The following is a 21,478-nucleotide window of genomic DNA, read 5'->3' on the forward strand; positions in this document are numbered from 1 at the left end:
TTTTTCCTTTCGCCGTGGCGGATTACGTGCAACTATGCGGCGTTGGCCTCGTACGAAGTCGTGGAGGTGCATCATCAAATTTTTCCCCTTTCTCATAACAGCCGCGCTCATCTTCCTCGTTTCCACCCTGGCCACGGGTACGCTTTGCGCCGCCGGCGAGGCGAAGACGCCGATTGTGGTCGGCGGCGACCGGAGCTATCCCCCGTACGAATTCATCGACAAGGACGGCAACTCGACCGGTTACAACGTGGAGTTGACCAAGGCCATCGCCCGGGTGATGGGCTTTACCGTCGAAATCCGCCTCGGCGCCTGGTCGGATATGCGCCGGGCGTTGCAGGACGGCAGGGTCGACGTGCTGGAAGGGATCTCCTATTCCGACGAGCGGGCCTTGACGGCGGATTTCACCCCTCCCCACATCGTCGTCCATCATTCGATCTTCGCCCGCAAGGGGGGATCGCCGGTCGCGACGCTTGCCGACCTGCGCGACAAGGAGGTCGTGGTCCTGAGGGACGGGATCATGCAGGAATACCTCCGGTCTCGAAATGTCGGCGCACGGATCGTCCCGGCGGCGACTCATGCCGACGTCTTGCGCCTTCTGGCGTCCGGCAAGCATGATTATGCGGTGATGGCCAAACTGCCGGGGCAATACCTGATCCGGGAACTCGGCCTTACCAACCTCCAGGCCGTGGGGGCGCCGGTGGCGGCCGAGAACTATTGCTTTGCCGTGCGCAAGGGGGATGCGGCCCTCCAGGCGCGTTTCAGCGAAGGGCTGGCCATCCTCAAGAACACCGGCGAATACCAGCGGATCTACAACAAGTGGCTCGGCGTCATGGAGCCTCCCGGCATCAGCTGGCAGCAGGCGCTCAAGTACGGGGCGATCGTTGTCGCCCCCCTGGTCCTGCTGGTGGGGGGCATATTGCTCTGGTCGCGCACCCTGCAGCGGGAGGTAGCCCTGCGGACGGCGGAGCTGGCCAGCGAAGTGACGGAGCGCCGCCATGCCGAGGAGGAGTTGCGCAACCGGCAGCAGCAACTGGTCCAGGCCGACAAGATGGCGGCCCTGGGGGTCCTGGTCTCCGGCGTGGCCCATGAGATCAATAACCCCAACGGCCTTATCCTGCTCAACCTGCCGGTGATGATGGAGGCGTTTCGGGATGCGGAGCCGATCCTGGAGGAGTACTACCGGACCCACGGCGATTTCGATTTCGCGGGGTTGCGCTACTCCCGGATGCGGGAGGCGCTGCCCCGCCTGATGAACCAGACCCTTGAGGGCTCCCGCCGGGTCAAGATGATCGTCGAGGATCTCAAGGATTTCGCCCGCCAGCAGGAACCGGGGCTGACGACGGATGTGGACCTGAACGAGACGGTGCGGACCGTGCTGCGCCTCATGGCCAATCTGGTGGAAAAGAGCACCGAACATTTCACCGTTACCTATGGCGAGGCTATCCCGTTGGTGCGGGGCAGCGCCCAGCGGATCGAGCAGGTCGTGGTGAATCTGCTGGTGAACGCCTGTCAGGCCCTGCCGGGACCCGACCGGGCCATCTCCCTTGCGACCTTTGTGGATCCCGAAGAAAAGGTCGTGGTGCTTGAGGTGCGCGACGAGGGGACCGGCATCAGCCCGGAGCACCTGCCCCACCTCACGGACCCGTTTTTCACCACCAAACGGGAGAACGGCGGCACCGGCCTCGGCCTGTCGGTCTCTTCGGGCATCGTCAAAGAGCATAACGGCACGCTCACCTTCACCTCGCAGCCGGGGCGGGGAACGACCGTGCGCATGACCCTTCCTATCCCCGAAAAGGAGCGACGGACATGAACGATACCCTGTACCCTTCCTTCGGCATCCTGCTGGTGGACGATGAGCCGGACTGGCTTTACTCCATGAGTATCAGCCTGGAGCGGGCCGGCATCACCAATATCCTGACCTGCAGCGATAGCCGGCAAGCCCTGGGGATGCTTGCCGAAAACCGCGTGGGGGTCCTGCTCCTGGACCTGACCATGCCCTATCTCTCCGGGGAAGAGTTGCTCTGCCGGGTCACGGAAGAGCATCCCGAGGTGACGGTCATCATCATCAGCGGCCTGAACCAGTTGGAGACGGCGGTCAACTGCATGCGGTCCGGGGCCTTCGACTTCTACGTAAAGACCGCGGAGGAGTTGCGGATCGTCAGCGGGGTGCGGCGAGCCATCCATGAGCAGGAACTCCGCCAGGAAAACCGGGAGATGCGCCGCCGCTTCCTGAACGACCGGCTGGAACATCCCGAGGCGTTCAGGGACATTGTCACCGCCGACAAGGGGATGCGTTCCATCTTCCAGTATATCGAGGCGATCGCGTCCAGTTCGCAGCCCATCCTCGTCACGGGGGAAAGCGGCGTCGGCAAGGAGTTGGTCGTACGCGCCCTGCACCGCCTGAGCCGCCGCAAGGGGGAACTGGTGGCGGTCAACGTGGCCGGGTTGGACGACAACATGGTGTCGGATACCCTCTTCGGTCATGTCAAAGGGGCGTTCACCGGCGCCGCCGAACCACGGCCGGGGGTGATCGAGCGGGCCGGGGAGGGGACCCTGTTCCTTGACGAGATCGGCGATCTGAGCACGGCGTCCCAGGTCAAGCTGCTCCGCCTGCTTCAGGAGGGGGAGTATTACCCCGTCGGCAGCGACCGGCCCCGCCGGATGCGGGCCAGGGTCGTGGTGGCCACCCACCAGGACCTGGCCGGCCGCCAGAAAACCGGCGAATTTCGCAAAGACCTCTATTTCCGGTTGCGGGCGCACCATGTCCATATCCCCCCGCTGCGCCAGCGCAAGGACGATATCCCGTTCCTTCTGGATCACTTCCTGGAGGAAGCCGCCAATGAGTTCGGCAGGAAAAAACCGACCGTGCCCAAGGAGATGGCCCTGCTCCTGGCCAACTACGACTTCCCCGGCAATGTGCGGGAACTCAAGGCCATGGTCTACGATGCTGTCAGCTCCCACCAGGGCGGCGTGCTCTCCCTGGCCGCCTTCACGCGGGCAATCGGCGAACGGCCCGATACCGCGCCGGCCGGGCAGGAAGACGACCCGACCGCCAACCCGTTCTTCTGCGCCGAGCGGTTGCCCGGCTTCAACGAGGTCATCGACCTGCTGGTAGCCGAGGCGATCCGGCGGGCCCAAGGGAATCAATCCATCGCCGCACGCCTGCTGGGGGTCTCCCAGCCGACCCTCAGCAAGCGCCTCAAGCATCTGCGCACCTGATCCCAAAGGGGTATGCCCAGGGGAATACTATTCCTCTGGGCATACCTGCCAATAACTATATGTAATTATTGGTTTATAAAATCTGTTCCCCTGACGGCTTTCCCTCCGGCATACCCCTTTCATCCGTATCTAAGACCATCTTCTCCTGAAATAATGTGTTAATACGGCATGTTGTGATCGTGGGCCATTTTGGCATCATCGATGCTCTCTACCTTGTTAAGCAATTTCAGCCAACCACACACCAAGCAGAGGAGATCAGACCATGGCCACGGCCCATCGTACCGAGCACGATTTTCTGGGAGAGAGAGAAATCAGCAACGACTGTTATTACGGCGTCCAGACCCTGCGGGCTCTGGAAAATTTCCCCATTACCGGCATCCCCATCTCTTCCGTACCGGAACTGATCTGGTCCCTGGCCCAGGTAAAGAAGGCCGCGGCCTTGGCCAACATGGAGCTGGGCGTGCTCCCGAACGGGATCGCCGCGGCCATTGTGGCCGCCTGCGACGAGATCATCGCCGGCAAACTTCACGACCAGTTTCCGGTTGACGTCATCCAGGGAGGGGCCGGCACCTCCACCAATATGAACGCCAACGAGGTGATCGCCAACCGGGCCATCGAAATCCTCGGCCACAAAAAGGGCGAGTACAAGTACTGCCATCCCAATAATCATGTGAACTGCTCCCAATCCACCAACGACGCCTACCCATCCGCCTTCCGCATCGCCCTGCATCAAAAACTGTCCTGCCTGATCAGTTGCATGCAGTACCTGCAGAAGTCCTTTGCCGCCAAGGGTACGGAATTTTCCGATGTCCTCAAGATGGGGCGGACGCAACTTCAGGATGCCGTCCCCATGAGCCTCGGCCAGGAGTTTTCCGCCTATGCCACCACCATCGGCGAAGACATCGAACGGGTGCGCGAAGCCCAAAAACTGGTCCTGGAAATCAACATGGGGGCGACCGCCATCGGAACCGGGATTAACAGTCCCCCCGAATACACGCGGATCGTCACCGAGCACCTGCGGACCCTGACCGGAATCCCGGTCGTCACCTCCGCCAACCTGATCGAGGCTACCTGGGATACGGGCGCCTATGTCCAGATCTCCGCGGTCCTGAAGCGGGTGGCGGTGAAGATCTGCAAGATCTGCAACGACCTGCGCCTGCTCTCCTCCGGTCCCCGCTGCGGCCTCAACGAGATCAATCTGCCGCCGCTCCAGCCCGGATCATCCATCATGCCGGGCAAGGTCAACCCGGTCATGCCCGAGGTGGTAAATCAAATTACCTACGCCGTGATCGGCGCCGACCTGACCGTGACCCTGGCGGCCGAGAACGGACAGCTGGAACTGAACGTGATGGAACCGGTCATCGGCTACAGCCTCTTCAACTCCGTATCCATGCTCTGCAACGGCTTCCATGTCCTGGCCGACAAATGCATCGACGGCATCACCGCCAACAAGGAGCATTGCCGCGCCATGGTGCTCAACAGCATCGGCATCGTAACCGCCCTCAACCCGATCATCGGCTACGAAAATTCGGCGGCCGTTGCCCGTGAGGCGCTGGCCAGCGGCAGGTCGGTGTACGACCTGGTCCTGGAAAAGAAGCTGATGGACAAAGCGCTCCTGGACGAGGTGCTGTCCACCGAAAACCTGATGCATCCCCGATTCATCGCCGGCGGCAAGGCGTAATCCGCCTCAGAGCGAACGACATTCCGGAAGAGAAGGGAGAACAATCATGTTTTGGCTTGAATTCGCAGTGGTAATGGCCGCCATCTTCATCGGCGCCCGGCTGGGCGGCATCGGTCTCGGGGCCATGGGGGGAATCGGGCTGGCGGTTTTGACCTTTGTCTTTCACCTACAACCCACCGCTCCCCCCATCGACGTCATGCTGATGATCGCCGCGGTGGTCACCGCTGCCGGGGTTCTCCAGGCCGCGGGCGGTCTCGATTACCTGGTCGGGCTGGCGGAAAAGATCCTGCGCAGCAACCCGGACCGCATCACCTTTCTGGCGCCGGTGGTCACCTACTTTTTCACCCTGTTCGCCGGGACCGGACACGTGGCCTATTCGGTGCTGCCGGTCATTGCCGAGGTATCCCGGGAAACCGGCGTCCGCCCCGAACGCCCCATGTCCATCGCGGTCATCGCGTCGCAACAGGCCATCACCGCAAGCCCGATCGCAGCGGCCACCGTGGCCCTGCTCGGTCTCTTGGGCGGCTCCGCGGCCAAGTTCGGCTTCAACGTTGAACTGATCGACATCCTCAAGGTCTGCATCCCCTCCACCCTGGCCGGTGTCCTGATCGCCGCCTTCGTCTCCAACAAGCTGGGCAAGGACCTGGACAAGGACCCCGAGTATCAGCAGCGCTTGAAAGACGGGCTGGTTGCCGCTCCCCATGGGGCGGGCGGCAGCGAGGAACGCACCTCCCTGGAGAACACCCCGGCGACGGCGAAGGTTGCCGTGGCCCTCTTTCTGCTGGGCGCGATCCTCGTGGTCCTCTTCGGCTCGTTCCCCCAGATGCGCCCTGAATGGAGTGTCGGCAACGATATCAGGATCAGCCAGATCCTCGTGAAAAGCGAAAACGAGGCCAAGGACGCCCTGGTCCAGTTGAAGTCGGGCGGCACCTTCTCGGCGGTAGCCCGCCAATGCTCCATCGACGCCACCGCCGCCAACGGCGGCGACCTGGGGTGGCAGTCCAAGGGCAAGCTGCTCCCGGAGATCGAGAAGGCCTGTGCCAAGCTGAAAAAATCGGGAGACCTCACCGAGGTGATCAAAACCCCCTTCGGCTACCACATCGTCAAATTCGACGACAAGCGCCCCTCCACAAACAAGGAAAAGATGGGCATGCCCCATGTCATCGAGATCGTCATGTTGACCATTGCGGCCTTGATGCTTCTGATTTGCCGGGTCAAGGTGGCCAAGGTGGCCGAGGGGAGCGTCTTCATCGCCGGTGTCCAGGCGGTCATCGCCATCTTCGGCATCGCCTGGATGGGGGACACCTTCTTTCAGGGGAACATGGATTTCCTGAGCGGTTCCATCAAGAGCCTGGTTACCCAGGCTCCCTGGCTGTTCGCCTTCGCCCTGTTCGCGCTGTCGGTCTTGCTCTACAGCCAAGCCGCCACGGTGCGGGCGCTCATGCCGTTGGGCATCAGCTTAGGCATCCCGGCTCCCTTCCTGATCGCCATGTTTCCGGCGGTCAACGGCTACTTCTTCATCCCCAACTACCCGACGGTCGTTGCGGCCATCAACTTTGACCGCACCGGCACGACCGGTATCGGAAAGTATGTCCTGAATCACAGCTTCATGATACCGGGCCTGGTGGCGACCTTCAGTTCCATCGGCATCGGTTTCCTGCTGGTGAAATTCATGTTCTGATGCGCTGACATCATCCATCTGCCGGAGCGCGCCCACATCAGGCGCGCTCCGTTTGTCGGGGGAAACGTTTGACAAGCCGGTGGCGTTGCCGCTATTTTGGTGTTCAAATGAAGAACCGGCTCGGAAGGGCATTCGCCGCACCCATGCCGGAGGAGTCTAACGAAAACGGCATGTGGACGGCCCCATGAAACGACGCTTCAACCTGCTGCTCGAATTTTCCGTGCCCATGTTCGCCGGCGTGGCGGTGGCGCTTGCCTGGGCCAACCTCGACCCGGCCGGGTATCATGCCTTCCTGCACCAGCCGCTCGCGGGGGGGCTCACCTTCCACTTCATCACCAACGAACTGTTCATGGTGCTTTTTTTCGGCATCGCCGCGGTGGAGATCACCCAGAGCTGCCTGCCGGGGGGCAACCTCAACCCTCCCTCCCGGGCGGTCAACCCGCTCCTGGGCACCCTGGGGGGCGTGTTGGGGCCGGTGGCGGTCTACCTGGGGCTGAACGCCCTGGTGGGCGGGCCGGAACTGCGCAACGGGTGGGGCATCCCCACGGCCACGGACATCGCCCTGGCCTGGCTGGTCGCCCGGGCCGTCTTCGGCGCGGCCCACCCGGCGGTCTCCTATCTGCTCCTTCTGGCCGTGGCCGACGATGCGGTGGGGCTGGCCATCATCGCCATCTTCTACCCCGATCCCAGCCACCCGGTGGCGCCGTTATGGCTGCTGCTGACCGCCCTGGGGATGCTTGTCGCCTACGCCCTGCGCCGCCTCAAGGTCAAAAGCTACTGGCCCGCCGTCATCTGCGGCGGCGTCCTGAGTTGGAACGGCCTGCACCACGCCCATCTCCATCCCGCCCTGGCCCTGGTCTTCATCGTTCCCTTCCTGCCCCACAGCCGCCGCGAGACCAAACTGCTCTTCGAGGAGGACCCGGCCGACCGCTCGCCCCTGTCCCGGTTCGAGCACGAATGGAAGGCGGTGGTGGACGTGGGGATGTTCCTGTTCGGGCTGGCCAATGCCGGGGTCGGGTTCTCCAGCCTGGGGACCGCCACCTGGCTGGTCCTGGCGGCCCTGCTCTGCGGCAAGACCGTGGGCATCTTCGGTTTCGGCTGGCTGGCGACCCGGTTCGGCTTCGGCCTGCCCCGGGGGATGCACCGCAGCGACCTCCTGGTGGCCGGCATCATCGCCGGCACCGGCTTCACCGTGGCCCTGTTCGTGGCGGGTGAGGCCTTCGCCGACCCCTCACTCCAGGGGGCGGCCAAGATGGGGGCCATGTTGAGCATCACTGCGGCCGGAATCGGCATGGTTGCCGCGCGGCTGCTGGGGGTCAGGAGGCACAAATGAATCAAGGGGGAGTCATGATAAGATCGTTGTTCGGGAAGATGAGGGCGGTTTATCTGGTCGTGCCGGTTCTGTTGGGTGCGGCCTTGCCGGTGTTTGCTGCGGAACCCGCGCCGAGCCTCGACAGCGTCAAACAGCAGGTGACCGAACGCTTCGGCGGGCGCAAGCCGCTCCAGTGGGGCGAGACGGTCAGCGGCGTGCGCACCCGTCTGGATACGCGAGACAAGGTGGTCGCCCTGACCCTTGACGCCTGCGGCAGCGGGAAAGGCAAGGGGGTCGATGCCCGGCTGATGGATTTTTTGGCGCAGGAGCGGATACCTGCCACCCTTTTCATCAACGCCCGCTGGATCGACGCCAACCCCGAGCTGTTCAAACGCCTGGCCGCCAACCCGCTGTTCGAGATAGCAAACCACGGCATGTGGCACAAGCCGGCCTCGGTGACCGGCCGGTCGGTGTACGGCATCAAGGGCACGAAGGATGCACGGGAGTTGGTGGAGGAGATCGAACGGAACGCCCGGAAGATCGAGGCGATCACCGGAAAGCGGCCGAAACTCTATCGCTCCGGTACGGCCTATTACGACGAGGTGGCGGTGGAGGTCGCAGGCGCCCTGGGGCATGAGGTGGCCGGTTTCAGCATCCTGGGGGATGCCGGGGCGACCTACAGCGCCCCCAAGGTAACGGCGGCGCTGTTGAAGGCCGTCCCCGGGGACATCATCATCTGCCACATGAACCACCCGGAAAGCGGCACCGGGGCGGGGATAATGGCCGCTGTCCCGGAGTTGCTGCGTCGCGGTTTCCGCTTCGTCCGCATGTCCGACTATCCGCTTAAATAAAGGTTACGTACATGTTCCACATCATCCAGAACGACCCGGAGGTCCCGCCGGGTAATATCACCAGGCACCTCCGGCACCTGGACGCACCGGTCACGGTCTGCCACGCCTACCGCAATGAGCCGTTGCCCGCGCCGGAGGAGACGCAGGGGGTGATCGTCCTGGGGGGCGCCATGTGCGCCAACGACGACCAGCGCCACCCCTTTCTCACCCAGGTAAAGGGCTTCATCCGGGAGATGGTGGCCCACCGCACCCCCTACCTGGGGATCTGCCTGGGGGGGCAACTGCTGGCGGCGGCCATGGGGGGACAGGTGGTAGCGAACCGTTGGGAGGAGTTGGGGACGCTGGAGGTGGAACTGACGGCGGCAGGGCGGGAGGACCGGCTCTTTACAGGGTGTGCCCCCCGGCTCGGCACCTTCCAGTGGCATCACGACAGTTTCGACATTCCCCCTGGGGCGGTCCTGCTGGCCGCTTCCCCGGCCTGCCCGCACCAGGCTTTCCGTATCGGCCCGTACGCCTGGGGCACCCAGTTCCATCCCGAGGTGACCGAAGAGATCATCCGCGCCTGGTGCGCCTGGGACCCGGCCACCCGGGGGCGTGCCGACGAACTGGTGGCTGGCTGGCGATCTGAGGCAAACTATGATGCGACTGCACGGCGCTTGCTGGAGAACTTCGTGGGGGCGGCCTGAATCAGCCCCTCATGGGACTTATAGGTCTTATGGGACTTATGAGTTCCATAAGTCCCATTGATTTTTACGGCCGCCACAAATACATGAAACTGCTGCTCCCAAAGGCATCGAAGCCGCTCAACGCCTCGGCCAGCCCTTCCTTTTCGGCCGCGCCGGCATAGATGCTCCCCTTGTAGCTGCCGGGGCGGTAATAGCTCACCACCCGCGCCTTCCCGTCACCCACGGTCGTGCGAATCTGGGCGATGACGTCATCCAGGTAGCCGATCCGGTCGATCAGTTTCGCTGCCAGCGCCTGGCCCGCGGTATAGATCCGCCCGTCGGCCAGCTTGCGCAGTTCGTCCCGCGTCAGGCTGTTCTTGGGGCGCTCCATGATCATATCCAGAAAACGTCCGTAGAGCTGGTCGATGATCTCCTGCCCCAGCCTCACCTCTTCTGGCGTGGCCTTGCGGAAGGGTGACATGATATCCTTCTTGTCCCCGGACTTGACGGTCTGCTCCTCCACCCCGATCTTGCCCATCAACCCCTCCACGTTGAACTTCATCAGGATCACGCCGATGCTGCCGGTGATGGCCGTGGGGTGCGCCGTGATCTCGTCGGCCGCCGTGGCCACGTAATACCCCCCCGACGCGCCGGTGGCCACGATGCATGCCAGCACCGGGACGTTCCGGCGTTTCTTGAACATCATGATGTCGTGGTGGATGATATCGCTGGCGGTCACGGTGCCGCCGGGCGAGTTGATGCGCAGGATGATACCGGCGATCGCCTTGTCCTGTTCCGCCTTGTGCAGCGATTCGCGGATCAGGGAGACCAGGGAGGGGGTGGCGCGCCCCAGCAAGCCGCCCGGCTTCTCCTCCTCCGAGATGGTGCCGCTGATATCCAGCAGCAGGATCTTTTTGGTCCCATCCCCCTCAAGGACCTGTTCGGCCAGGGGACTGGGGGGCGGGATCAGCGGCACATTGACAAAGGCGCAGCCGGAGAGCAGCGCCAGCAGCAGGAAAAACGGCAGTACGGCACAACGCATACAAGACCTCCCGTTGGGACAGCATGGTTGCCCTATGATAGCAGCGATTGGTTCCGATTCAAGAGATGATTTCGTGCCGGCGTTCGGGACCTTTGGCAGTATTCATTCATATTTCCTTAATTGTAACGCGTAAATGGAATTACAGTACTAGGGATACATGCTATGGTACATACAGTACCATACAATAAACGTGGCGGACTCCTCTCATCGTCTTCGCCGGGAACGGAATGTGACGTGAGTAAAACCCTGCAGGAACTGGCCGAGTATCTCGGCGGCCAGGTTAAGGGCGATCCCGCTGCCGTCATCACGGGGCTTGGGACGCTGGACAACGCGGTGGAGGGGCAGATCACCTTCCTGGCCAACCCCCGCTATGGCGCCAAGGTCGGGACGACCCGCGCCGCGGCGATCGTCATGCCTCCCACGGCAGAGACGTTCGGCCGCAATGCCATCGTGGTGGACAACCCCTATCTGGCGTTCGCCAAGCTGCTGACGCTCTTCACCTCCCGGCCGCGCAGCGCCAAGGGGGTCATGGCGGGGGCCTTTGTGGGCCGGGACGTGGTTATCGGCAAAGATGCCTCCATCTACCCCGGCGCCTGCATCGCCGACGGGGTGCGGATCGGCGACCGGGTGACCATCCACGGGAATGTATCGCTCTACGAGGGGGTGGTGCTGGGGGATGACGTGACCCTGCATTCCGGCGTATCCGTGCGCGAGGGGTGCCTGCTCGGGAGCCGCGTTACCATCCACAACGGGACGATCATCGGCGGCGACGGTTTCGGGTATGCCCCCAACGGGAAGGGGTGGTTCAAGATCCCGCAGATCGGCAACGTGGTCATCGAGGACGACGTGGAGATCGGCGCCAATGCGACCGTTGACCGGGCCGCCCTGGAGACCACCCGTATCGGGCGCGGCACCAAGATCGACAACCTGGTGCAGGTGGCCCACAACTGCGATATCGGCGAGGATTGCATCATCGTCGCCCAGGCGGGCATAGCCGGGAGCTCCCGGTTGGGCAGGCACGTCACCCTCGGCGGTCAGGTGGCGATCGTCGATCATACCGTGATCGGCGACAACGCCATGATCTCCGGTCAGTCGGGCGTATTTGGCAACGTGGCGGCAGGGGCCGTATTGAGCGGCACCCCGGCCATGCCTCACCAGGCGCGGCTCAAGTCCGCCGCCATATTCCCCTATCTGCCGGAGATGCGCAAGACCCTCGCCAGGCTGGGAAGCCGCATGGCGAGGGTAGAAGAACGGCTGGAACCTGCCGTTGCCATAGATTAGGCCCACGCCGGTATTCTGAAAGAAAAACAGGCAGTCGATGTGCAATACATCGGCTGCCTGTTCTTTTGGGGGCGTCTGTCCGCGTCGGCCCTATTTCACCGTGTACCAGAACTTGGCGCTGCGCACCTTGCCGTCCGTCAGCTTGAACTTGCACATGACGCCGTATTTCCCCTTCTTGGAGAGGTCGAAGTCGGCGCCGAAATGCCCCTGCATGCCCATCAGGTCCTTGGTCTGTTCGGCCTTGTTCGGCCCGATTACCTTGGCCTTGACCTCGCCGGTGGTCAGGGCCTTGCCGCTCTTGGCATCCTTGAACTCGACCATGAGATGGTGGGTTTCCTTCATCCCCTTGGGCATATCCATCCCCTTCATATGTTCCTTCATGCTCATGACCTTGAAGGTTGCCTTGACCCCGTCGATCACCTCCTGGTGAGCCGCATTACCCATCTCCATCATGGAATGGTCGCCATGTCCCATGTCCATGGAGCCGTGGTCATGCCCTTCATGGTCGGCCGCAAAGGCCGCCGGGGCCGAGAGGGCCAGTGTTGCCGCTGCGATCATCAGTAGTTGCTTTTTCATCGTTTTCTCCTTTTCACGTACGAGGTTATTGCTGCTTAAAGATCAACGTCTGCCACAGAGACACGGAGACACAGAGGTGCACAGAGAAAAACAAAACATTGCGACGTAGGCCAAAACAAAGAATTGTTTTTTGTGTCTTACTCCTGATTTTCTCTGAGTCTCTGTGGCAGATTATGATTCAGTGTTTCATCCCGCTGTACTTGAGAGTCCCCTTCCGAAGCTCCCGCTTTTTCATGAGCACGAAGATCACCGGCGTCATGATCAGCACATGCACCGCCGAGGAGAGCATGCCGCCGATCATCGGCGCGGCAATGGGTTTCATCACGTCGGCCCCGGTGCCGGAGGACCACATGATCGGTACCAGGCCCAGGAGGGCGACGGCCACGGTCATGAGCTTGGGCCGCAGGCGGAGCACGGCACCCTCGAAGGTGGCGTCGTAGATGTCCTGTTCCGTGCATGGCCCATTGATCAGCTTCTTGTCCAACGCTTCGTGCAGGTAGATGACCATCACCACCCCGGTCTCCACGGCAATGCCGTACAGAGCGATGAAGCCGACCCACACCGCCACCGACATATTGTACCCCAGGGCAGACACCAGGTAGACGCCCCCAACCAGGGCGAAGGGGACCGAGAGCATGACCATGCTGGCCTCCAGGGCCGAGTGGAAGGTGAAGTAGAGCAGGATGAAGATGATAACCATCCCCATGGGTATCAGCACCTGAAGACGCGCCTTGGCCCGCACCTGATTCTCCCACTGCCCGGACCAGGCCACGTAGTAGCCGGCAGGCAGCTTGAGGTTCTTTTCCAGCACCTGTTTGGCCTCGTTGACGAACCCGCCCATGTCCCTGCCACGCACGTTGAGAAAGACCAGCGAACGCAACAGGCCACCCTCACTGTTGATTTCCGGCGCGCCGGTGGAAACCTTGAGTTTGGTCACCATGGCCAGGGGTACCTGGGCGCCGTCGGCGCTCCCCACCAGGATCTGGCGGATGGCCGGAATGCTGTCCCGGTAGTCCCGCTCGTAGCGGATGCGGATGGGGAAGCGGTTCCTCCCCTCAACCGTGGTGGAGAGGGTCGCGCCCCCCAGGGCGGTCTCGATCACGTCCTGGACATCGGCCACGTTGACGCCGTAACGGGCGGCCGCCTCGCGGTCGATGTCGATGTCGATGTAATTGCCGCCGGTAACCCGTTCGGCCACCACGTCGGCCGCTCCGGGAATAGGCTTGAGGATCGCCTCGGCCTGCACGGCCAGGTCTTTCAGCACGTTCAGGTCGGAGCCGAAGATCTTGACTCCCAGGTCGGTGCGCACCCCGGTGGAGAGCATGTTGATGCGGTTGATGATCGGCTGGGTCCAGCCGTTGCGCACGCCGATCTGCTGGAGTTTGCCGTCCAGTTCCGCCACGATGTCGGCCTTCTTGATGCCCGGCCGCCACTGCTCCTTGGGCTTGAGGATGATGATGCTCTCGAACATGGAGACCGGCGCCGGGTCGGTGGAGGTTTCGGCACGGCCGACCTTGCCCAGGACGTGCTGCACCTCGGGCACGCTTTTGATGATCGTGTCCTGTACCTGTATGAGCCGCTTGGCCTCGGTGATGGAGACGTTGGGCAGGGTAACCGGCATGTAGAGCAACGACCCCTCATCCAAAGGCGGCATGAACTCGCTCCCCAGATGCATGAACAGGGGAATGGCGATCCCCAGCGCCACCAGGTTGAGGGCGATGGTGGTCTTCTTCCACACCAGCACCCAGCGGATCACCGGTGAGTAGAGCTTGATGAAGAACGTGGAGACCGGGTTGGCGCTCTCGGGAGGCATCTTGCCCCGCATGAAGTAGTACATCAGCACCGGCACCAGGGTGATGGCGATCATGGCCGAGCCCATCATGGAGAAGGTCTTGGTGAAGGCCAGGGGGTGGAACATCTTCCCCTCCTGTCCCTCCAGCAGGAAGACCGGCACGAAGGAGAGCACGATGATCGCCAGGGAGAAGAAGATCGCCCTCCCCACCTGCTTGGCCGAGGCGATGACGACCTCAAGACGTTTCCCGGCCCGCTCCTCGGGGGGCATCTCCGACAGGTGGCGGTAGCAGTTCTCCACCATGATCACCCCGGCATCCACCAGGACGCCGATGGCGATGGCGATCCCTCCCAGGGACATGATGTTGGAGGAGACCCCCATGAGCTTCATGGTGATAAAGGCGATGAGTACCGAGATCGGCAGGGTCAGCACGATCACCAGGGCGCTCTGGAAGTGGAGCAGGAACACCAGGATGACCAGGGAGACGACGACCGATTCCTCCAGCAGGTTATGTTTCAGGGTATCGATGGCCCGTTCGATCAGGTCGGAGCGGTCATAGGAAACCGCAATCTTCACACCCGGCGGCAATCCCTTCTCCAGATCCTTGATCTTGACCTTGACCCGGTCGATGACATCCTTGGCGTTCTCGCCGTAGCGCATGACCACGATGCCGCCCACGGCTTCCCCTTCGCCGTTCATGTCCAGCATGCCGCGCCGGATGGCACCCCCCATCTGGACCGTGCCCAGGTTCTTGACGTAGATCGGCGTGCCGCGCATGTCGGCGCCCACCACGATGTTCTCCAGGTCGGCCTTGGACTGGACATAGCCGCGCCCCCGGATCAGATACTCGGCGTCGGCCTGCTCGATCAGCCTCCCCCCCACGTCCTTGTTGGAGGCCTTGACCGCCTCCATCACCTTGCCCACCTTCATGTTGTAGGCGAACAGCTTGTTGGGGTCCAGGTCGATCTGGTACTCCCGCACATAGCCGCCGATGGAGGCCACCTCGGCCACCCCCTGGACGGTGTTCAGCTGGTAGCGCACGAACCAGTCCTGCAAGGTGCGCAACTGCTCCAGGTCATACCCCTTGCCCTCGATGGTGTACCAGAACACATGCCCCACGCCGGTGCCGTCCGGGCCCAGGGTCGGCACCACACCGGGGGGGAGCAGGGAGGCGGCGTAGTTGAGCCGCTCCAGGACCCGGGTACGGGCCCAGTAGATGTCGGCCTTGTCCTCGAAGATCACGTAGATCATGGAGAAGCCGAAGGCCGACGAGGCGCGCACGGCCTTGACCTGGGGCAGCCCCTGCAGGTTGACCGCCAAAGGATAGGTGACCTGGTCCTCCACCACCTGGGGCGAACGGCCGGGGTAGTCGGTGAACACGATCACCTGGTTGTCCGACAGGTCCGGGATGGCGTCCACCGGCGTCTTGTAGGCCGACCAGATCCCGGCGGCTACGATCAGGGCAAAGATCATCAGGACGATGACGCGGTTCCTGGCGGAGTATTCGATGATTCTCTCGATCATAATTAAAAGTCCAATTCCGCCACAGAGACACGGAGACACAGAGGTTCACAGAGAAAAACTAAAAACTTCATTGGGTAAACCGACACCCCTCATCGTTGTTTTTTTGTCTGCCTTACTCCTGGCTTTCTCTGAGTCTCTGTGTCTCTGTGGCAGGTTCTAATACCTACATCTTCATATCATCCATCTTCAGCGAATCCTTTTTGGCTGGTGCCGGTGCCGTCGGTGCAACCGGTGCCGGTTTCTTGTCGTCCATCTTCATGCCGGGCATGGTTTCGTGACCGCCGCCACCCTTGAGCTGGGATTCCGAGTCGATGAGGTAGGCGCCGGAGACCGCCACCTTGTCCCCGGATTTCAGGCCGGAGAGAATCTGCACCTTGTCGTCGGTGCGCTGGCCGAGTTGCACTGCACGCGGTTCGAACATGCCGGGGGAGGTCTCGACCCAGGCCACCTGGCGCTTGCCCGTATCCATCACCGCTGTGACCGGCACGACGATGGCCTTGCCCAACCCTATCTTGATCGACGCCCGCACGAACATATCGGGCTTGAGCTTCATGCCGGGGTTGGCCATCTCCACCCGCGCCTTGACCGTCCTGGTCTTGGGGTCCAGGAAGGGGTAGATGAAGGCGATCCTGCCGCTGAAGGGCTTGCCGGGGAAGGATTGGGACTGGATCTCCACCCGCTGCCCGATCTTGATGTTGGGGAATTCGTTTTCGTACACCTCGATCTCGACCCATACCCGGGAGAGGTCGGCGATGTTGAACAGCACGTCGCCCGTGTTGACGTACTGTCCCTGCTGGACCAGCTTTTCGATGACCACCCCCGACAGGGGGGTGTAGATCGGCAGGCGGATGTTGGGCTTGCCGGCCCGTTCCAGCGCGGCGATCTGGCTCTCCTTGACCCCGAACAGCATCAGGCGCTGTTTGGCCGACTGCACCAGCCCATCACCGTTCTGGGAGATGGAGGGGATGGGCGAGTTCTTCAGCTGGTCGCGGCTTTTCACCGCCAGCAGGTATTCCTGCTGGGAGGCCAGGAGGTCGGGGGAATAGACCTCGGCCACCGGCCTGTTCCTGCCGACATAAGCACCGACCGCGTTGACGTGGAGCTTGTCGATGCGGCCGGCGATCCAAGCCGTGACCTTGGCTTGGCGTGACTGGTCGTACTGCACGATGCCCACGGCGTTGATCTCCCGGTTCAGGTCCTCCTGCTTCACCTCCACCGTGGCCACATTGGCCATCACCCGCTGGGTCGGCGAAAGGGAGACATGGCCGAGCATGTCGGCCTGCTGCTTCTGCGCTGCGGTCTGGGTGGTGGTTGCTTGGGCGTCGTTGAGTTTCTTGATCAGCTCCATGCCGCAGATCGGGCAGGCCCCCGGTTTGTCCTTGATGATGAAGGGGTGCATGGGGCAGGTCCAGAGCGGTTTGGCGCTCATCTCCTGCTTGGCGGTACCGTCGCTTTTGGTCCAGCCGCTCACCTTGCTCAGCTTGCCGCTCTTGTAGAGCCAACTGGCGACGACGATGGCCAGGACCAGGATGGTCAGGGGGATGGTTATCTTCTTGTTTAAGGCCATGTGGAGCACCTTTCCTCGTAATTTGCAGGTTGTTGAAAAACAGCCATCAGGCCTTCGTCCTCGAATGCCCTTTCGTGCGGCGTAGCGCTGCTACGCCTCCTCGGGGCTTGTCTCGCGGGTGCGACGATCTGACTATTTTTGAACAACCTGTCAGTGATGGTCGTGATTCACCGTAGTGCTGCCGTTTTCCAGGTCGGCCCCCACCGTGGCCTCCAACTGGGCCAAGCGGATCTGGTAATCGGCCAGGGAGTCGTAGTAGTCGCGCTCGTAGTTGAAGAGCGTCAGCCGGCTGTCCAGAAGTGCCAGGAAATCCACCTTGCCCACCCGGTAGGCGATGACCGCCGATTCCAGGGCCTGCTCGGCCTGGGGGATGATCCCCCCCTTGTACAGTTCGGCCAGCTTCCGGCGCCGCTCCATCTGGGAGATCAGGTCGGCGATGGCGCTGCGGATGCTGTTCTTGGCGTCGTTCAGTTCGGCCGTGGACATGGCCTGCTCAGAGGCCGACTCGGCCAGCATGGCGTGGCGCCGTTCCCGTTGCACCGGCAGGTTGAAGGTGATCCCCAGGCCGTACATGTCCGAGCCGTCGCTCCCCATGGCCGGTTCCCGTTGCATGTACTCGAAGGAGACGGTGAAATCGGGAAAAAATTCCTTGCGGGCCAGGGCCTGGGCGGCTTGGGTCTTGCCGATCTGGGCCTGCATCCCCTTCAGGAGCGGGCGGTTTTGCTCCGCCTGTTCCAGCAGTTCCGCGTCGCCGTGATTGAAGGGAGCGATCTGCGGGTCGGGGATGGTGCCGACAGGGGTGTTCACCGGGCGGTAGAGCAGGCTGTTCAGCCGGATCTCCAGGCCGCGCCGCTGCTGCTCCAGGGTGATTTTCATGTCGAGCAGCTTTGATTTTTCCAGCTGGGCCTTGAAAATATCCTGCTGAACCCCCTGGCCCACCGCATAGCGGTTTTGGGCGATGGTGATGAAATCATCCAGGATGCGGGTGTTCTTGGTCAGGATCTCCAGGGATTTGTCGGTGAAATAGATCTGGTAATAGGTTTCCTTGACCCCCCGGACGATGTCCAGGATGCGCTCTTCCCGGTTCCAGTGGGAGGCCTCGGCGTCGCGCCGCGCCACGTCGCTTTTGAGGCCGCGTTTGCCGAACCAGGGGAGTTGCTGGCTGATGCCCACGACCTTCTGGGTCATGCTGTCGCGCCTGAAGTTGAGGGGATCGCTGACGACGCCGTTCTGGATCTTCAGCATCAACATGGGATCTTCCAGGCTCCCGGCCTGTTTGGCCTTGTTTTCAAGCATCCTGAGGTGCGCCCCGGAGGCCGTGACCTCGGGGTTGTTCGTCAGGGCGGTTTTTACCAGTTCAGCGAGATTTTCCGTCGGTTTGGTCTCAGCCGCGCGGCTGAAGCCTGCCGGAAGCATGGCGGTGACGAGCAGGGCAAGAAAAACGACGCGGGTTTTCATAGGGTGCCTCGGTGTTGGTTTCGTGGTCATGCATCAACCAATTCAAGGGGTGTGCCAACGATGCAATATGGCGATTATACAGCGATTGCTTGGAATGTACAGTGAGAAGGAGGTGAAAGGGTGTGGAATATCCTACAGAGGGGGGAGCATATTCTTCAGATAGTAAAAGGGCAAATCACAAAAGATCAATCTGCCACAGAGACACGGAGACACAGAGGAAAGGCAAAAGAGAGAAAGCCAATATTTTTTAGAGTAAAACCACGGGCTGAAATTCAAAAGATTTTTGCTTTCCACCTCGTTTTGCCTTTCTCTGTGTACCTCTGCGTCTCCGCGTTTCTGTGGCAGATGTTTATTTTTCCGGGGGAACGATGCCGTATTTCTCCATGCGGTAGATGAGGGTATGGCGGGGGATGCGCAGGAACCGCGCCGCGGCGGTCTGGTTCCAGTTGTTGCGCTCCAGGGCGGCCACCACCACCTCGTGCTCCAGCTGTTCCAGGGAATACCCCTCGGGGGGGAGGTTGAACACCGCTGTCGTTCCGGGCGCAGCGCCGTTCCCGGAGCGGATCTTGTCCGGCAACTCCTCCTGGGGGATGTTGTCCCCGTTGCGCATGATCAGCAGGCGTTCCACGGTGTTCTCCAGTTCCCGCACGTTGCCGGGCCAGCCGTAGTTCACCAGCGTATCCAGGGCCTGGCGGTCGAAGTTGACCTGGGGGCTGCCGTGCTTGGCGCAGAAGTAGCGGAGCAGGAGTGGTATGTCGTCCGGCCGCTCCCGCAGGGGGGGGAGGTGGATCGGGATGACCGACAGCCGGTAGTACAGGTCCTCCCGGAAGGTCCCCTCGGCCAGCGCTTTTTCCATATCCAGGTTGGTGGCGGCCACCAGGCGTACGTCCAGCTTGTGGGCCTTGGTCCCCCCCACCGGTTCCACGACCCGCTCCTGCAAGGCCCTAAGCAGCTTGGGCTGCAATTCCAGCGGCAGTTCGCCCACCTCGTCCAGGAACAGGGTGCCCCCCTCGGCCAGTTGGAACCTGCCGGTCTTGTCCTTTACCGCTCCGGTGAAGGCCCCCTTGACGTGGCCGAACAGTTCGCTCTCCAGCAGGTCGCGGGGGATGGCGGCGCAGTTGATGGCCACGAAGGGGGCGTCCCTGCGTCCGCTGTGGGCGTGGATCGAGCGGGCTACCAGCTCCTTGCCGGTGCCCGATTCGCCGGTGATCAACACCGCCGCCTCGCTGTCCGCCACCTTGCGCACGACGTCGAAGACCCGCTCCATCTGGCGCGAGGCGCCCACGATGGTGCGGAAGTCGGATTGGTCGGCTAGTTGATTCTTCAGGCGTTTGTTCTCGGCGGCCATGCCGGTGAATTGCAGCGCCTTGCCCACGGTGAGCCGGAGTTCGTCCCGGTTGAAGGGTTTGGTGATGTAGTCGTAGGCCCCCAGTTTCATGGCCTCCACGGCGATATCCACGGTGCCGAAGGCGGTGATGATCATCACCAGGGTCTCGGGCGAGCGCTCCTTGACGGCCTTCAACACCTGAAGCCCGTCCATGCCGGGCATCTTCATGTCGGTGATGACCAGGGCGGGCGCTTCATCGGCGAACAGCCGCAACCCCTCCTCGCCGCTGGTTGCGGCAACCACCTGGTAGCCCGCTTCCTGGAGGTTGTATTCCAGCACCCGCCGGAGGGAGGTGTCGTCGTCGATGATGAGGATTTTAGGTTTCATGGCGTCTCTTCGCTTTCCATGTTCGGCAACCTGACAATAACCGTCGTGCCCGTGCCAACCTCGCTCTCCACCTCCATCGTGCCGCCATGGGCCTCGATGATCTTCTTCGTGATGGCCAGCCCCAGGCCGGTGCCGTCCGGCTTGGTGGTGAAGAACGGCTCGAAGACCCGGGCCAGGGCGCTGGCCTCTATCCCCGGTCCGCTGTCGCTGAAGCGGATCTCGTGGTGTCCGTCGGCCTGTCGGGTGGCGATGGTCACGGTGCCGTCCGCCGGTGTGGCCTGGAGGGCGTTGATGACGATATTCAGGAACGCCTGGCGCAGCTTTTCACCGTCGGCGCTCACGAAGAGGTCGCCGGTGGGCGGCTCCAAGGTGAGCTTGATCTTGCGGGCCTTGGCGTCGTTGGTGGTCAGGGTGACGATGGTCTCCAGCTCTTCCCGCAACGAGCAGCGCCCCATCTCCGTCGGTTGGGGACGGGTCATGCGCAGGAACTCCTCCACCACCCGGTTGAGCCGCTCGGTCTCCTTGATCTGAATCTCGATAAACTCGTGCTTGGGGTCGCCGGGCTGGTAGTCGTCCCGCAGGATTTCGGCCGTGCCGCGGATGGAGCCTAAGGGGTTCCTGATCTCGTGGGCCAGCACCGCCGCCATTTCCCCCAGGGTGGAGAGCCGTTCCGCCCGGCGCAACTGCTCCTCGATGGTCATGATCCGTTCCGACTGGGTTTGCAGCTTGTTGTAGGATTCCTCCAGCCCCTGGGCGGTTTTCTGCAACTCAGAGCTGCGGGCGCGCTCGCGCTGCGCCAGGAGCCCCGTGACGCCCCCCACCACGTTATACATGACGATTTCCAGGTACTTTTCCATCTCCAGGGTCAGGCCGCCCCCCCACTGGAAGAGGATGTGGGGGGCGTACACCACGCTGACCGTGAGGGAGCAGAGCAGGCCGCCCCGGAAGCCGAACCAGAGGGCCGCCAGGATGATCGGCAGGTAGTAGAACCGCTGAAAGATGTCATGCAGATAGTGGAGGTGCAGCGGAGTCAGGTAGTGGAGCAGGCTGATGCCGAGGATGGAAAAGGCCAGAAGTACGGTGCGGAGGATGGTTGATTTCATAGGTACCTATAT

General features: G+C 62.3%; 15 protein-coding genes. 8 read left to right on the forward strand and 7 right to left on the reverse strand.

The window, feature by feature from the left end; all coding sequences use genetic code 11:
• Positions 1-34 precede the first annotated feature (34 nt).
• The 7 genes from F6V25_RS10695 to F6V25_RS10725 all read left to right on the forward strand — a co-directional run bounded on the left by F6V25_RS10695 (position 35) and on the right by F6V25_RS10725 (position 9,430).
• Positions 35-1,810 (forward strand): transporter substrate-binding domain-containing protein, encoded by a 1,776-nt coding sequence (locus tag F6V25_RS10695; protein ID WP_151128569.1) that lies wholly within the window; start codon positions 35-37, stop codon positions 1,808-1,810.
• The gene (locus F6V25_RS10700) at positions 1,807-3,219 is read left to right on the forward strand and encodes a sigma-54-dependent transcriptional regulator (protein ID WP_151128570.1); all 1,413 of its coding nucleotides are present in this window, start codon (positions 1,807-1,809) and stop codon (positions 3,217-3,219) included. The genes F6V25_RS10695 and F6V25_RS10700 overlap by 4 nt, the downstream gene beginning before the upstream one ends.
• Positions 3,220-3,481: 262 nt before the next feature.
• Positions 3,482-4,900, forward strand: coding sequence for an aspartate ammonia-lyase (gene aspA / locus F6V25_RS10705; RefSeq protein WP_151128571.1), 1,419 nt, complete (start codon positions 3,482-3,484; stop codon positions 4,898-4,900).
• 46 nt (positions 4,901-4,946) lie between these two features.
• Positions 4,947-6,581 (forward strand): anaerobic C4-dicarboxylate transporter, encoded by a 1,635-nt coding sequence (locus F6V25_RS10710; RefSeq protein WP_151128572.1) that lies wholly within the window; start codon positions 4,947-4,949, stop codon positions 6,579-6,581.
• A 184-nt stretch (positions 6,582-6,765) separates the two neighbouring features.
• The gene (locus tag F6V25_RS10715; RefSeq protein WP_151128573.1) at positions 6,766-7,914 is read left to right on the forward strand and encodes a Na+/H+ antiporter NhaA; all 1,149 of its coding nucleotides are present in this window, start codon (positions 6,766-6,768) and stop codon (positions 7,912-7,914) included.
• A gap of 14 nt (positions 7,915-7,928) precedes the next feature.
• Positions 7,929-8,744, forward strand: a complete 816-nt coding sequence (locus F6V25_RS10720) for a polysaccharide deacetylase family protein (protein ID WP_151128574.1) — start codon at positions 7,929-7,931, stop codon at positions 8,742-8,744.
• A gap of 11 nt (positions 8,745-8,755) precedes the next feature.
• The gene (locus F6V25_RS10725; RefSeq protein WP_151128575.1) at positions 8,756-9,430 is read left to right on the forward strand and encodes a type 1 glutamine amidotransferase; all 675 of its coding nucleotides are present in this window, start codon (positions 8,756-8,758) and stop codon (positions 9,428-9,430) included.
• Positions 9,431-9,494: 64 nt separating this feature from the next.
• Here F6V25_RS10725 and sppA read toward each other — a convergent pair whose 3' ends face one another.
• Complete coding sequence (sppA, locus tag F6V25_RS10730; protein WP_151128576.1) at positions 9,495-10,451, reverse strand: signal peptide peptidase SppA; 957 nt, start codon at positions 10,449-10,451, stop codon at positions 9,495-9,497.
• A gap of 234 nt (positions 10,452-10,685) precedes the next feature.
• On the opposite strand from sppA, the gene lpxD reads away from it, so the two are divergent.
• The gene (gene lpxD / locus F6V25_RS10735; protein ID WP_246167026.1) at positions 10,686-11,732 is read left to right on the forward strand and encodes a UDP-3-O-(3-hydroxymyristoyl)glucosamine N-acyltransferase; all 1,047 of its coding nucleotides are present in this window, start codon (positions 10,686-10,688) and stop codon (positions 11,730-11,732) included.
• 90 nt (positions 11,733-11,822) lie between these two features.
• On the opposite strand, the gene F6V25_RS10740 is transcribed toward lpxD, so the two are convergent.
• The 6 genes from F6V25_RS10740 to F6V25_RS10765 form a co-directional block, all read right to left on the reverse strand.
• Positions 11,823-12,308 (reverse strand): hypothetical protein, encoded by a 486-nt coding sequence (locus F6V25_RS10740; RefSeq protein WP_149307017.1) that lies wholly within the window; start codon positions 12,306-12,308, stop codon positions 11,823-11,825.
• A gap of 178 nt (positions 12,309-12,486) precedes the next feature.
• On the reverse strand, positions 12,487-15,624 hold the full coding sequence (locus F6V25_RS10745; RefSeq protein WP_151128578.1) for an efflux RND transporter permease subunit: 3,138 nt from the start codon (positions 15,622-15,624) through the stop codon (positions 12,487-12,489).
• A gap of 163 nt (positions 15,625-15,787) precedes the next feature.
• A complete protein-coding gene (locus F6V25_RS10750; protein WP_151128579.1) occupies positions 15,788-17,191 on the reverse strand; it encodes an efflux RND transporter periplasmic adaptor subunit in 1,404 nt (467 codons plus the stop codon).
• A 150-nt stretch (positions 17,192-17,341) separates the two neighbouring features.
• Entirely contained in the window at positions 17,342-18,649 is a 1,308-nt protein-coding gene (locus F6V25_RS10755) for a TolC family protein (protein WP_151128580.1), read from the reverse strand.
• A gap of 349 nt (positions 18,650-18,998) precedes the next feature.
• Complete coding sequence (locus tag F6V25_RS10760) at positions 18,999-20,363, reverse strand: sigma-54-dependent transcriptional regulator (RefSeq protein WP_151128581.1); 1,365 nt, start codon at positions 20,361-20,363, stop codon at positions 18,999-19,001.
• Positions 20,360-21,466 carry a two-component system sensor histidine kinase NtrB gene (locus F6V25_RS10765; RefSeq protein ID WP_151128582.1) on the reverse strand — a complete coding sequence of 369 codons (1,107 nt, stop codon included), beginning with the start codon at positions 21,464-21,466 and terminating at the stop codon, positions 20,360-20,362. Before F6V25_RS10765 ends, F6V25_RS10760 begins: the two co-directional genes overlap by 4 nt.
• Positions 21,467-21,478 lie beyond the last annotated feature (12 nt).

Source organism: Oryzomonas japonica (genome assembly GCF_008802365.1).
GTDB lineage: Bacteria > Desulfobacterota > Desulfuromonadia > Geobacterales > Pseudopelobacteraceae > Oryzomonas > Oryzomonas japonica.